Genomic DNA, 12,680 nt, shown 5'->3' with positions numbered 1-12,680 from the left:
GATCCGCGTTGGTCACTTAAGCAAGGACACCCAAGCATGAAACGCCGCACGCTATTGAAACTCGCCGCCGCCAGCTCCGTCATGACTTCCGCCGGGCTGCACAGCAGCCTGCTGAGCGCGCAGACCGCGGGCACGCCGCGCCGCGGCGGGACCCTCAAGATCGCCCTGCTAGGCCTGGATACGGCGGACCCGCATCGCCACGCCGGCTCCATCGCGGTGCAGCAGGTCTACGTGGAAACGCTCACCAGCATTGCCGACGACGGCACCGTCAAGCCGTTTCTCGCCGAGCGTTTCGAGATTTCCCCGGACGGCAAGCGCTACACCTTCGCGCTGCGCAAGGGCGTGCGCTTCCACAACGGCCGCGAGATGACGGTGGCGGACGTGAAGGCCAATTTCGAGCGCGTGCGCGACAAGGTCAAGGGCGGCTGGCTGAGCGGCGCGATGAAGCTCATCAGCAGCCTGACGGTCAGCGCGCCCAACACGCTGCATGTGGAGCTGAGCAAGTCCTACGCCCCGTTTCTCAACCTGATCTCGGAGCTGTGGATCGTGGCGCCGGAGTCGCCGGGCTGGGAGGACACCATCCGCCAGCCCATCGGCACCGGCCCGTTCATGTTCGGGAAATGGCAGCCCGACGTGAAATTCACCGCGCCGGCGTTCAAGAACTACTGGCAGCCGGGCCTGCCCTACCTGGACGTCGTGGAGTTCGACCTGCAGGGCGACCGCGACAACAGCCTGTCGCTGCGTTCCGGCGACCTGCAGGTCGCCTACGTCGGCAACGACAAGCTGGCCACGCTGCGGCAGGAGAAGGTCGGCGTGCAGACCCTCAAGGACACGGCCTGGTATTTCCTGTCGTTCAACAATCGCAAGCCGAGCGCGCTGATGCAGGACGCCCGCGTGCGCGAAGCGGTCGCGCTGTGCATCGACAAGCGCGCGTACATGGACTTCATCGTCAAGGGGGCCTGGCCCAGCGACCAGCCCATGCGTCCGGACACGTTCTACTGGGACCGCGCCATCGAGGAGAAGGACCCCTACGCCAGGCCGGATCTCGCGCGCGCCAGGAAGCTGCTCAAGGATGCGGGGATCGACCCGGCGGCGCACACGCTGAAGGTGGTCTCGTGGAAGAACGACTACGCGCAGGTCGCGGTGCAGATGGTGCGCCAGCTGGGCTTCAAGATCGACCACCAGGCGCTCGACGACATCGGCGCCCAGCGCGCGCTCGGCCAGTACGACTGGGATCTGGCGCCGTTCCATTCCGGCCCGCGCGCCGACGTCTACCTGCGCTACGCGCGCCTGCTCTCCGACGGCCCGAGCCCGATGCTCTGGGGCGGCATCCAGGACAAGGAGCTGGACGCCAGGATCAACGCCGCCGTCACCGCGCCCAATGCGCAGCAGGCGAAGGCGGGCTACCTGCAGGCGTGGCAGCACGTCATGGACAAGCTGTACACGCTGGGCATCGGCCACGCGGCCGACGCCATCGGCGTCGCGCCGTCGGTGCGCGGCTATTCCACCGGCTATACCTGGAGCCAGCACCGCGTCGACGGGGGACTGGCCCGCACGTGGCTCGCCGCCTGATGCGCCGGCAACTCTCCCGCCTGGGCCGGTGCTGGCCGTGGGCCATCTTGCTCGCGGCCGTGCTGGCCGCGGCGCTCGGCCCCATGCTGCTGGCCCAGGATCCGTACGCGCAGGACCTGCTGGCGCGCAACGGCGCGCCCTCGGCGGCGCACTGGCTGGGCACCGACAATCTCGGCCGGGACATCCTGGCCCGCATCGTCGCGGGCACGCGCTTCACGCTGATCGTCGCGGTCTTCTCGGGCGCCATCGCGCTGGTCGGCGGTGCCGGCCTGGGCCTGGTCGCGTGCTCGATCGGCGGCGTGGTCCGCACCGCGCTCTACATGGTCTTCGACATGATCCGGACCCTGCCGCCGATCCTGCTGTCGCTGGCGATGATGGTTGCGTTCGGCGTCGGCACGCAGTCCGTGATCCTGGCCGTCGGCATTTCGTTCATGCCGCTGTTCGGCTACGTGTCCCGCGCCGCCAGCGAGCGCGAGATGACCTCGGGCTACGTGCGCGCCGCGCACGTGCTGGGCATCCCGCGCTCCACCATCCTGTGGCGGCACATCTTTCCCAACGTCGCCGGCACGCTGCTGACCCAGCTCGCCATCGTGGTGCCGCGCGCCATCGTCATCGAGTCCGTCCTGAGTTTCTTCGGCCTCGGCGTGGCGCCCGACGTGCCCACCTGGGGGCGCATCATCGCGATGGCGGTGCCCTACGCGGAAGACGCGCCGAATTCATTGCTGTTTCCCGTGCTGGCGCTGGCGCTGACCTCGCTGTCGCTGTCGATCGTGGGCAGCCAGCTGCGCCGGCGCTTCGACCCGCTGGCCCGGATGCGTCCGTCGGGAGCCTGAACCATGCATCCCATGCTCGAAGCCATCACGCATCTGGGCCGCCAGTTGCTCACCGTCGCGGCGATCTCGTTCGTCATCTTCTTTCTCGTGCGCGCCACGCCCGGCGACATCACCGACTACTACGCCGCGCGCGGGGACTACAAGGCCGAGGAGCTCGCCACGCTGCGCAAGGACCTCGGGCTGGACCGCAGCCCCGCCGTGCAGTTCGAGCGCTGGCTCGCGCACGCGGCGCATGGCGAGTTCGGGGAATCGATGCGCTACGGCGCGCCGGTCGCCACGATGCTGGCCGAAGCGCTGCCGCGCACCCTGCGCCTGACGCTGCTGAGCCTGGCCGCCGGGCTGGCGCTGGGCATCGGCCTGGCCATCCTGGCGCTGACCTGGCAGCGCCTGGGCCTGGGCGCGCTGATCGAGGCGATCAACATCTGGTCCATTGCCGTGCCCACGTTCTGCACCGGCGCGCTGGGCATCCTGGTGTTCTCGATCTGGCTCCGGTGGCTGCCCATCCGGGGCCAGATGCTGTTGCCGGTGCTCATTCTCGGGCTGGACATCGCCGGCCAGATCGCCAAGCCGCTCTATGAGGAGCTCAAGGAAACCACGCGCTCCGGCTTCGTGCGCACCGCGCGCGCCAAGGGGCTGTCCGCGTGGCGCGTCACCTGGCGGCATGTCCTGCCCAACTGCCTGTCGCAGGTGATTGCCTTGTCCGGCGTGATCCTGGGAGGGCTGGTGGGCGGAACCCTGACGATGGAAGCGCTGTTCTCCCTGCCGGGGCTCGGCGGGCTGACGCTCGAGGCGATCCTGAGCCGCGACTATCCGGTGATCCAGGTCTCGATCATGACCATCGCCGCCTTCATCGTTCTTGCCAATCTCGCGGCGGACGCCTTGCTGCGCTGGGTGGACCCGCGTCTGGCCAAGGTTTCCCGCCAATGACCGACGTGCATTCTCTTCCCCTTCTATCCATCCGCTCCCTGTGCGCGCATCACGGCGGCAAGCCGGTGCTGCACGATGTCACGCTGGACATCCATCCCGGCCAGTCCGTCGGCCTGATCGGCGAGTCCGGCAGCGGCAAGTCGCTGACCGCGCTGGCCTGCATGGGTTTGCTGCCCGACGGCATCGCCGCCACGGGCAGCATCCGCCATCGGGACACCGAGCTCATGCACCTGGGCGAGCCCGGCTGGCAGGACATCAGGGGCAAAAAGATCGGCATCGTGTTCCAGGACCCGATGACGTCGCTGAATCCCATCATGACGCTGGGGTCCCAGATCCTGGAGAGCCTGAAGCCGGTCGACGGCGAGCGCGCGGCGGACCGGCGGGCCAGGGCCGCGCGCCTGCTGGAGGAGGTCGGCCTGCCGGACCCGGCCGGCATGCTGCGCCGCTACCCGTTCGAGCTGTCGGGCGGGCAGCAGCAGCGCGCCATGATCGCCATGACGCTGGCGGCGGAGCCGGAACTGCTGATCGCGGACGAGCCGACCACCGCGCTGGACGTCACCACGCAGGCGCAGATCCTCTCATTGCTGCGCGACATACAGCGCCGGCGCGGCATGGCCATGCTGTTCATCTCGCACGACCTGGACGTGGTGTCGGCAATGTCGGATCACGTCGCCGTCATGTACGGCGGGCACCTGGTCGAGCAGGGCGGCACGCGGCAGATCATCGATGCGCCGCGCCATCCCTATACCCGCTCCCTGCTCGATGCGCATGCCGGGCTCTCCGTCAGCCGGCGCGGCATGCCGGCCGCCGGCGGCGTCGTGGTCGATATCGCCGGCCTTTGCGTGGACTACGGGCGGTTCCGCCCCAAGCGCGTGCTCGACGGCGTGGCGCTGCGGCTGCACGCGGGCATGACCCTGGGCATCGCCGGCGAATCGGGTTCCGGCAAGACCACGCTGGCCCTCACCATCATGGGGCTGCTGACGCCCAGCGCCGGGCAGGTCCGGGTCTTCGGCATGAACCCGGCCGAAAAACGCCTGCGCCGGGAATTCGCCCGCCATTGCCAGTATGTCTTCCAGGACACCACCGGCAGCCTGAACCCGCGGCGCACGCTGCTGCAGGCGCTGTCGGAACCGCTGCTCGCGCAGGACCGCGCGCTGACCGGCCGCGAACTGCTGCGCCGCTGCGCCGCCATGCTGGAAGAGGTCGGCATGGAGCCGTCGCTGCTGGCGCGCTTTCCGCACCAGATCTCGGGCGGGCAGCGGCAGCGCATCGTCATTGCGCGCGCGCTCGCCATGAATCCGCGCCTGCTGGTCTGCGACGAGCCCGTGTCGGCACTGGATGCCACGGTGCGCAACCAGGTCCTGGCACTGCTGGCCGGGCTGCGCCGCGAACGCGACCTGACCCTGATCTTCATCGGGCATGACCTGAACGTGATGGCGTCGATGGTCGACGAGGTCATCGTCATGCGCCGGGGCGGCATCGTGGAGCACGGCGCGGCCGGCGAGGTGTTTTCCTCGCCGCGCCATGACTACACGCAGGAACTGCTGCGGGCCGGGCGCTGCGCGACGGTGTGAGCGGGCGGCGCTTCCGGGGCCGCGCGCGCTAATCCCCGCCCAGTCCCGTCAGCCGCTGCTCGGCTTCGATCTTGTCGCTCCTGGCATTGAGCAGCGCGGTCTGCGCCTTGAGCGCATCGAGTTCGGCGCTGGCCGCCGCCGTGGCCGCGGCGGTATCGGCCGCCCGTTTCTTGGCGAGGTAGCCTTCCACCGAGGCCGAGGTGTCGGAGGCCGACGAGGCGATCTTCTCGATGGTGCTCTCCTGGCCGTAGGTGAAGCTCTCCAGCTGGCCGTTGGCGGCAAAGCTCAGGGACAGGTTGTTTTTCTGGAACGGGCCGTTCCTGAGCGGCAGGACGAGACGCCGCCCGAACTGGCCGGCGCGGGTTTCCACGGAAGCGAGCAGGCGTTCCGGCGTGCCGTCGCTCTTGCCGGTGGCGACTTCGACGGCGATGGGGGCGGGTTCGCGGTAGACGATGCCCTTGCCGTTCCACTCGGGGGCCGGCTCCGCGGGCTTTGGGGGCACGGCCCGGAGCCGGATCACCGTGGTGAACGCCGGCAGCCGGGCGGCGCCGTCGAGATAGTCCTTCCTGAACCAGGCCTGGAGATCGCCCGCGGCCGGCGCATGGACCATGCGCCGGCTCGCCTCGCTCCAGTCGGGGTCGAACGTGTAGGTCCGGGTGAGGGTCAGCACGGCACGCGCGGCGGTGACGGCGGCCGCCACGTTGGCCCGGCCCTTGTCGTCCAGGCCGGGGTCGATGAGCTGGGCCGTGCTGCCCTGCACGGTCTTCAGGGCGTCCAGGATGCCGGGGCTGCAGGGCTGCGGCGCCACGGCCGCGGTGGGGATGCCAGCCACTATCCGGGCCACGCCGAGCGCCGTCCCGACCACGGCCTTGGCCACCGCGGCGGAGCGGTCCTCGGCCTGCGCGCCGACCGTGTGCAGGGTCTGGTTGTCGTAGACCGTCGCGGTCAGCGTGGTGGTCTTCCAGCCCGAACTCAGCGACTGGAGCGGCAGCGAATAGTGCTGCGCCGGATCCGCGACCGACGCTTCGACGATGGTGGCGCGCTGCACGACTTCGATCCTGGGCTGGCAGGCCTGCAGCTCGTAGGTCGCCGTGACGGTGTAGCGCTGGCGCGGCAAGTAGTAGGAGAAACCCGGCTCGGCCGGCTGGGCGCCGGGGCTGGCCAGTTGCTCGTGGGTGAGCTGCGTGGTGCAGGCGGACAGGACAAGACAGCCGAGGGGTAGCACCCGGACGGATCGCTTCATGGTTCTTCCTTTCTTGGCGGTAAGGACAACACGTGAGGCTGCGCAGAGGCGGGACCGGGTTCCGGCCGCGGTCGGCGCGAAACCCGTGCGCCAGTGTATGCGGATGCCGCCCGGGGCGGCTCCCCACGGCGGTGGGGCGGCGCGCATATCCATATCCGAAACGCTTTGTTGTCGCCGCCGGCGCGATCCCGCAAGATGCCCGCTTGCCTGTCCGTTCCCCCCTTTTCCCGTGCCTCGCCGCGCGGCCCGCATGCCTTCTTCCGTCTTCCGCTTTCCGCTCGCTGCCCGCACCGCCCGCGCCACCGTGGTGCTGGCTGCGCTGCTTTGCCTGATGGCCGGCGCCGCCCATGCCGACGCCACGCTGGACAAGATCCGTCAGCGCGGCCGGATCAGCGTCGGCATCGACGGCGCGAGCCCGCCGTTCGGTTTCATGGACACGGCCAGCGGCAAGGTCGGCGGCTACCAGACCGATCTCGCGGCCGATCTCGCGCGGCGCCTCGGCGTGCAGCTGGAGACCGTGCCGGTCACGGCCAACACGCGCGTGCAGTTCCTCAACACCGGCAAGGTGGACGTGCTGATCGCCAACATCCAGTGGACGCAGGAGCGCAGCGAGATCCTGTCGTTCGCGCCGACGCCCTACGATCTCGTGGGCGGCGCGGCGATGGTGTCGCGCGCGAGCGGCATCCACCGCTGGGAAGACCTGCGCGGCAAGGTGGCGTGCGTCTCGCAGGGCAGCAACTTCGCCCGGCCGCTGCAGGAGACCTACGGCGCCATCGTCAAGGGGCTGCGCGGCATTCCCGAATCGCTGCTGGCGCTCAAGGGCGGCTCGTGCGCGGCCTCGGTGCACGTGCAGCCGGCGCTTTACCAGAAGCTGCACGGCGACGGCGCCGCCGAGTGGAAGGACTACGAGCTGGCCACGCCGGACCAGCTGATCCCGTCGCCCACGGTGGTCTGGATGCGCCGCGGCGAGGCCGATACGCAGGCGTTCGTCGACGGGGCCGTCCGCGACTGGCACCGCTCCGGCCTGCTGCTGCGCACCGCGCAGAAGTACGGCGTGCCGGATGCCTACATCAAGCTGCGCAACCAGAAGGCGCAGCAGAGCGAGTTCGATCACGCGCCGCTGGCGCAGACCACGAAATGACATTGCCGATGCCGACGCTTTTCCGTTCCGGCGCGACCTCGCGCGCTCTGCGCGCCGCGCTGCTGGCCGGCCTCGCGCTGGCCACCGCCACTGCCCACGCCGACGCCACGCTCGACAAGATCCGCCAGCGCGGCAAGCTCGTGGCCGGCGTGATTCTTTCCGGCCCGCCCTTCGGCACGCTCGACCCGGCCACGCAGAAGCCCGTCGGCTACAACGTGACCCTGGCCGAGGGCGTGGCGAAGGGGCTCGGCGTGGCGCTGGAGACGGTGCAGGTGCAGCCGTCCAACCGCGTGCAGTTCCTGCAGCAGGGCAAGGTCGACATCCTGATCGCCAACATGCAGTGGACGCAGGAGCGCAGCGAGATCCTGACCTTCGTGCCCACGCCGTTCGAGGAAGTCGGCGGCGCGGCGGTGGCCAGGAAGGGCAGCGGCGTGACCCGCTGGGAGGACCTGCGCGGCAAGCCGGTCTGCGTCTCGCAGGGCAGCAACTTCACCAAGCCGCTGATCGAGCAGTACGGCGCGCAGATCAAGGCCTTCCGCGGCCAGCCCGAGTCGCTGCTGGCGCTGCGCGGCGGCAACTGCGTGGCCGCGGTGCACGTGAGCCCGACCCTGCGCGACCTGGTGGAGCACAACGCGGACTGGAGCGGCTACGAGATCGTCTCGCCGCGCGACCTGATCCCGTCGCCGTCGGTGATCTGGGTGCGGCGGGGCGAGGCCGACGCGCAGGCCGCGATCGACCGCATCGTGCAGGACTGGCACCGCACCGGCTGGCTGATCGAGGTGGAGAAGAAGAACGGCATGACGCCCACGCCGCTGCTGCACCAACTGCACGACAAGTACCGCAAGGCGCCGGGCTGAGCCAGCCGCGGCGCGAAGGAAGCCTGCCCATGACCTCTTCTTTGCTGGAAGCGCTGCGCGCCGGGCTCGGCGCGCAGCATGTCCTGGCCGGCGCCGACGCCGCCGGCTATCTTACCGACCAGCATGGCCGCCTGCACGGCCGGGCGCTCGCGGTGGCGCGGCCCGCCGACACGGCGCAGGTGGCGCTGGTGGTGCGGCTGTGCCGCGCGCACCGCGTGCCGGTGGTGCCGCAGGGCGGCAATACCGGCCTGATGGGCGGCGCCACGCCGGACGAGAGCGGCCGCGCGGTGCTGCTGTCGCTGGGGCGGCTGAACCGCCTGCGCGCCATCGACACGGACAACGACACCATCACCGTGGAAGCCGGCTGCGTGCTCGCCAGCGTGCAGCAGGCCGCGCGCGACGCGGGCCGGCTGTTTCCGCTGAGCCTCGGCTCCGAGGGCAGCTGCACCATCGGCGGCAACCTGTCCACCAATGCCGGCGGCACCCAGGTGCTGCGCTACGGCAACACGCGCGAGCTCACGCTCGGGCTGGAAGTGGTGACGGCCGAGGGCGCGGTCTGGGACGGCCTGCGCGGGCTGCGCAAGGACAATACCGGCTATGCGCTGCGCGATCTCTACATCGGCAGCGAAGGCACGCTCGGCATCATCACCGCGGCCACGCTCAGGCTGTATCCGTTGCCGGCCACGCAGCAGACCGCGCTGCTGGCCTTTCCGTGCATCGGCAACGCGGTGGCCTTCCTGTCGCACGCGCGGGCCGGCTTCGGCGCGGCGCTGACCGCGTTCGAGCTGATCTCCGACACCGCGCTGGGCCTGATCGCGCGCCACGTGCCGGAGCAGCCGATCCCGCTGCCGGACCTGGACCATCCCTGGTACGCCTTGCTGGAACTGTCCGACGGCGAGGGCGAGGAACACGCCCGCGCGCGCTTCGAGGCGGTGGTGGGCAGCGCGTTCGAGGATGGCCTCGTCACCGACGCGGTCATCGCCGAAAGCCTGGCGCAGAGCCAGGCGCTGTGGCGCCTGCGCGACGAGGCGCTGGGCGAGGCGCAGCGCCGCGACGGCCGCAACGTCAAGCACGATGTCTCGGTGCCCATCTCGCGCATCCCGGCGTTCGTGCGCGGCACGGCGGCGGCGCTGGAGGCGCGTTTTCCCGGCGTGCGGCCGGTGGTGTTCGGGCACCTGGGCGACGGCAACCTGCACTACAACGTCTCGCACGCGCCGCACCAGAGCGCCGCCGCGGTGTTCGCGGTGGAAGACGAGATCCACGAGGTGGTGCACGACAGCGCGCACGCGCACGGCGGCTCGATCAGCGCCGAGCACGGCATCGGCCAGCTCAAGCGCGACGTGCTGCCGCGCTACAAGAGCGCGGTGGAGATGGACCTGCTGCGCCGGCTCAAGCAGGCGTTCGATCCGCTGGGCCTGCTCAACCCGGGCAAGGTGCTGCACGAGGCCGGGCAGGCGCCGCAGGCATAGCGCCGCGCCGCCCGGCCGGCGCGGCGGGCCGCTACAGCACCGCCGAGGTGCCGCCGTCGATATTGATGCTGGTGCCGGTCACGTAGCTGGCCGCCTGCGAGGCCAGGAAGGCGATGACGTTGGCCGCTTCCTCCGCATGGCCCACGCGCCCGAGCGGGATGTCGCCGGCCATGCGGGCATAGAGTTCGTCGACCGGGATGCCGGCCTGCGCGGCCTTGGTCTCGTGCTGGCCCGCGCGGATCAGGCCGATGCACACGGTGTTTACCAGGATGTTGTCCGGCGCGAATTCCTTGGACAGGGCCTTGGTGAACGCCAGCCCGGCGGCGCGCGTGACGGTGGTCGGCGTCGACCTGGCGCGCGGCTGCTTGGCGCCGATGTTGGTGACGTTGATGATGCGTCCGCCGCCCTGCTGCCGCATGTGGGGAATGGCCAGCCGCGCCAGCCGGATCGCGGCGAACAGCTTGAGCTCGAAGTCGGCCTGCCAGGCTTCGTCGGACACGCTCTCGAACGCGCCCGTGGCCGAGGTGCCGGCGTTGTTGACGAGGATGTCGAGGCGGCCGAAGGCGTCGAGCGCGGCCGTCACCAGTTGCGCGCAGTCGCCGGCCTGGCTCACGTCCGCCCGCACCGCCGCCACGCGCCCGCCCAGCGCGCGGATTTCCTCCGCCACCTGGTCCAGCCGCTCGCGCCCGCGCGCGGCCAGCACCACGGCCGCGCCTTCCTGCGCCAGCCGCAGCGCGGCGGCCCTGCCGATGCCCTGCGAGCCGCCGGTGACGATCGCTACCTTGTCCTGCAATCCCAGATCCATCGCATCCCCTCCCGTTTTTGCGGAAATCATCCGGCGCGTAGTGTATCCGCTAGGCGCGGCCTTTGCCGGGCGCGGCGCGGGGCCGGGGAGGGAGGGGGAGCGGCCGCCGTGCAACAGGATGTGACAAGCCGCCGCGATGTTCGATGTGGTGTTGCCAGCACCGCCCGGGCACGGCACTATACTGGGGCGCCCTTCCCATGCGCGGCGCGCGGGTACGCCGGCGGGCATGCCGGCCGATGCGTCGCCCGGCGTGCCCCGCGGCGTGCCGTTCGTCCGGCGGCACCCGCGCCGGCGCGCCGCGACATCCCCGACGTTACCGTCCAACGGCAGAAAAAGGCCCGAAATTGGCTGATCACGATCTGGCAAAGCTGAAAATCGAGCGCGGCCCGCTCGCTCCCGTTCCCCGGCGGCGCAGGTGGCTGCGCTACGCGGCCGCGGCGGTGGCCGTCGCCGTGGCGCTCGGCATCGGCGCCCGGCTGGCCGCGCCGCCCGCGGTGGAGACGGTCACGGTCGCCTCCGCCTACCCGTCGCAGGCCTACACGCTGCTCAACGCGACCGGCTACGTGGTGCCGCAGCGCAAGGCCGCGGTCGGCTCGAAGGCGCAGGGCCGCCTCGAATGGCTGGGCGTGCTGGAGGGCTCGCACGTGAAGCTCGACGAGGTGATCGCCCGCATCGAGAGCCGCGACGTGCAGGCGTCGCTGGCGCAGGCCGCGGCGCAGGTCAGCGTGGCGCAGGCCAACTACGAACTGCAGGTCGCCGAGTTGAAGGACGCCGAGATCAGCCTGCGCCGCTCCGAGACGCTGCTGGTGCCGAAGGCCATCTCCACGGCGCAGTACGACGCCGACTTCGCGCGCTACAACAAGGCGAAGGCGTCGGTCAGCAGCGCGCGCGCCGCCATCGTCTCGGCGCAGGCCAACGCGCGCGCCGCGCAGGTGGCGGTGGACCAGACCGTGATCCGCGCGCCGTTCGACGGCGTGGTGCTGATCCGGCACGCCAACGTGGGCGACAACATCACGCCGTTCTCGTCGGCCTCCGACACCAAGGGCGCCGTCGTGACCATCGCCGACATGGAGACGCTGGAGGTCGAGGCGGACGTGGCGGAATCCAATATCGGCAAGATCAGCGTGGACCAGCCCTGCGAACTGCAGCTCGACGCGCTGCCGGCGCTGCGCATGGAAGGCCGCGTGTCGCGCATCGTGCCCACGGTGGACCGCTCCAAGGCCACGGTGCTGGTCAAGGTGCGCTTCGTGGACCGCGACGCGCGCGTGCTGCCCGACATGAGCGCCAAGATCGCCTTCCTGGACAAGCCGGTGCCGGCGCAGGACCGCAAGCCGGTGGTCGCGGTGCAACCCGCCGCGCTGGTCGAGCGCGGCGGGCGCAAGGTGGCCTACGTGCTCGGCAAGGACGGCACCGTGCGAGAAACCCCGGTCACGGCCGGCGCCGCGCTCGGCGAGCTGGTCGCGGTCGGCGGCCTGGCGCCGGGCGACGTGGTGGTGCTGGCGCCCGGCGACAAGCTGCGCGACGGCGCCAGCGTCACCGTGGCGAAGAAGTAGCATGCATTCCGCCGCCGCCCCGCTCATCGCCATCCGCCACGTCGCCAAGTCGTACCGGCGCGGCGCGCAGACCGTGCCGGTGCTGACCGACATCACGCTCGACATCGCCGGGGGCGACTTCATCGCGCTGATGGGGCCGTCCGGCTCGGGCAAGAGCACGCTGCTGAACCTGATCGCCGGCATCGACCGGCCCGACAGCGGCGAGCTGCTGGTGGCCGGGCTCGACATCACGCGGCTGGCCGAGGCCACGCTGGCCGAATGGCGCGCGGCCCACGTCGGCTTCATCTTCCAGTTCTACAACCTGATGCCGGTGCTGACCGCGTTCGAGAACGTGGAGCTGCCGCTGATGCTGACCCGCCTGAGCCGCGCCCAGCGGCGCGAGCGCGTCGGCATGGTGCTGGAGATGGTGAACCTGGCCGACCGCATGAGCCACTATCCGTCCGAGCTGTCCGGCGGCCAGCAGCAGCGCGTGGCGATCGCCCGCGCGCTCATCACCGACCCGATGCTGATCGTGGCCGACGAGCCCACCGGCGACCTCGACCGTACCTCGGCTGCGGAGATCCTGGCCATGCTGCAGCGGCTCAACGCGGAGCTCGGCAAGACCATCGTCATGGTCACGCACGACGCGCACGCGGCCGCCGCGGCGAAGTCGCTGGTGCACCTGGAGAAAGGGGAGCTGATCCATGCCAGTGCCGGCTGAGCGGCG

Annotated in this window: 11 protein-coding genes; 9 read left to right on the top strand and 2 right to left on the bottom strand. The window is 70.7% G+C overall.

Annotated features, from left to right (window positions below; genetic code table 11):
* The first annotated feature begins 36 nt into the window (after positions 1 to 36).
* From ACWTPI_RS31280 to ACWTPI_RS31265, 4 genes are read left to right on the top strand one after another with little or no spacing between them, the layout of a single operon-like run.
* Positions 37 to 1,572, top strand: a complete 1,536-nt coding sequence (locus tag ACWTPI_RS31280; RefSeq protein WP_029043469.1) for an ABC transporter substrate-binding protein — start codon at positions 37 to 39, stop codon at positions 1,570 to 1,572.
* A 47-nt stretch (positions 1,573 to 1,619) separates the two neighbouring features.
* Positions 1,620 to 2,405, top strand: coding sequence for an ABC transporter permease (locus ACWTPI_RS31275; RefSeq protein WP_454740817.1), 786 nt, complete (start codon positions 1,620 to 1,622; stop codon positions 2,403 to 2,405).
* Positions 2,406 to 2,408: 3 nt separating this feature from the next.
* Positions 2,409 to 3,332: an ABC transporter permease gene (locus tag ACWTPI_RS31270; protein WP_454733706.1), complete on the top strand. Its 924-nt coding sequence runs from the start codon at positions 2,409 to 2,411 to the stop codon at positions 3,330 to 3,332.
* Positions 3,329 to 4,906 carry a dipeptide ABC transporter ATP-binding protein gene (locus ACWTPI_RS31265; protein ID WP_043366172.1) on the top strand — a complete coding sequence of 526 codons (1,578 nt, stop codon included), beginning with the start codon at positions 3,329 to 3,331 and terminating at the stop codon, positions 4,904 to 4,906. Before ACWTPI_RS31270 ends, ACWTPI_RS31265 begins: the two co-directional genes overlap by 4 nt.
* A 28-nt stretch (positions 4,907 to 4,934) precedes the next feature.
* Here ACWTPI_RS31265 and ACWTPI_RS31260 read toward each other — a convergent pair whose 3' ends face one another.
* Positions 4,935 to 6,149: a hypothetical protein gene (locus ACWTPI_RS31260; RefSeq protein WP_059412416.1), complete on the bottom strand. Its 1,215-nt coding sequence runs from the start codon at positions 6,147 to 6,149 to the stop codon at positions 4,935 to 4,937.
* A 250-nt stretch (positions 6,150 to 6,399) separates the two neighbouring features.
* On the opposite strand from ACWTPI_RS31260, the gene ACWTPI_RS31255 reads away from it, so the two are divergent.
* Genes ACWTPI_RS31255 through ACWTPI_RS31245 form a run of 3 tightly spaced genes read left to right on the top strand, consistent with a single transcriptional unit; the run spans position 6,400 to position 9,616 of the window.
* Positions 6,400 to 7,290 carry a transporter substrate-binding domain-containing protein gene (locus ACWTPI_RS31255; RefSeq protein WP_454733705.1) on the top strand — a complete coding sequence of 297 codons (891 nt, stop codon included), beginning with the start codon at positions 6,400 to 6,402 and terminating at the stop codon, positions 7,288 to 7,290.
* 8 nt (positions 7,291 to 7,298) lie between these two features.
* A complete protein-coding gene (locus tag ACWTPI_RS31250; protein WP_454733704.1) occupies positions 7,299 to 8,147 on the top strand; it encodes a transporter substrate-binding domain-containing protein in 849 nt (282 codons plus the stop codon).
* A 29-nt stretch (positions 8,148 to 8,176) separates the two neighbouring features.
* The gene (locus ACWTPI_RS31245) at positions 8,177 to 9,616 is read left to right on the top strand and encodes an FAD-binding oxidoreductase (protein ID WP_454733703.1); all 1,440 of its coding nucleotides are present in this window, start codon (positions 8,177 to 8,179) and stop codon (positions 9,614 to 9,616) included.
* Positions 9,617 to 9,647: 31 nt separating this feature from the next.
* Here the strand turns inward: ACWTPI_RS31245 and ACWTPI_RS31240 are convergent, their stop codons facing one another.
* Positions 9,648 to 10,421, bottom strand: coding sequence for an SDR family NAD(P)-dependent oxidoreductase (locus ACWTPI_RS31240; RefSeq protein WP_029043464.1), 774 nt, complete (start codon positions 10,419 to 10,421; stop codon positions 9,648 to 9,650).
* 344 nt (positions 10,422 to 10,765) lie between these two features.
* On the opposite strand from ACWTPI_RS31240, the gene ACWTPI_RS31235 reads away from it, so the two are divergent.
* Together ACWTPI_RS31235 and ACWTPI_RS31230 are read left to right on the top strand one after the other, a co-directional pair.
* Positions 10,766 to 11,974 carry an efflux RND transporter periplasmic adaptor subunit gene (locus ACWTPI_RS31235; RefSeq protein WP_454733702.1) on the top strand — a complete coding sequence of 403 codons (1,209 nt, stop codon included), beginning with the start codon at positions 10,766 to 10,768 and terminating at the stop codon, positions 11,972 to 11,974.
* Between the two features lies 1 nt (position 11,975).
* Entirely contained in the window at positions 11,976 to 12,674 is a 699-nt protein-coding gene (locus tag ACWTPI_RS31230) for an ABC transporter ATP-binding protein (RefSeq protein WP_059412421.1), read from the top strand.
* Positions 12,675 to 12,680: the final 6 nt, after the last annotated feature.

Source organism: Cupriavidus ulmosensis, from assembly GCF_977008105.1.
This window is presented reverse-complemented; position numbering and strand designations above follow the sequence as displayed.

Bases quoted from the DNA above. Each gene is read 5' to 3' on its own strand.
- ACWTPI_RS31280 (WP_029043469.1), top strand. From the start codon at position 37: ATGAAACGCCGCACGCTATTGAAACTCGCCGCCGCCAGCTCCGTCATG.
- ACWTPI_RS31270 (WP_454733706.1), top strand. From the start codon at position 2,409: ATGCATCCCATGCTCGAAGCCATCACGCATCTGGGCCGCCAGTTGCTC.
- ACWTPI_RS31265 (WP_043366172.1), top strand. From the start codon at position 3,329: ATGACCGACGTGCATTCTCTTCCCCTTCTATCCATCCGCTCCCTGTGC.
- ACWTPI_RS31260 (WP_059412416.1), bottom strand. From the start codon at position 6,149: ATGAAGCGATCCGTCCGGGTGCTACCCCTCGGCTGTCTTGTCCTGTCC.
- ACWTPI_RS31255 (WP_454733705.1), top strand. From the start codon at position 6,400: ATGCCTTCTTCCGTCTTCCGCTTTCCGCTCGCTGCCCGCACCGCCCGC.
- ACWTPI_RS31250 (WP_454733704.1), top strand. From the start codon at position 7,299: ATGCCGACGCTTTTCCGTTCCGGCGCGACCTCGCGCGCTCTGCGCGCC.
- ACWTPI_RS31245 (WP_454733703.1), top strand. From the start codon at position 8,177: ATGACCTCTTCTTTGCTGGAAGCGCTGCGCGCCGGGCTCGGCGCGCAG.
- ACWTPI_RS31240 (WP_029043464.1), bottom strand. From the start codon at position 10,421: ATGGATCTGGGATTGCAGGACAAGGTAGCGATCGTCACCGGCGGCTCG.
- ACWTPI_RS31230 (WP_059412421.1), top strand. From the start codon at position 11,976: ATGCATTCCGCCGCCGCCCCGCTCATCGCCATCCGCCACGTCGCCAAG.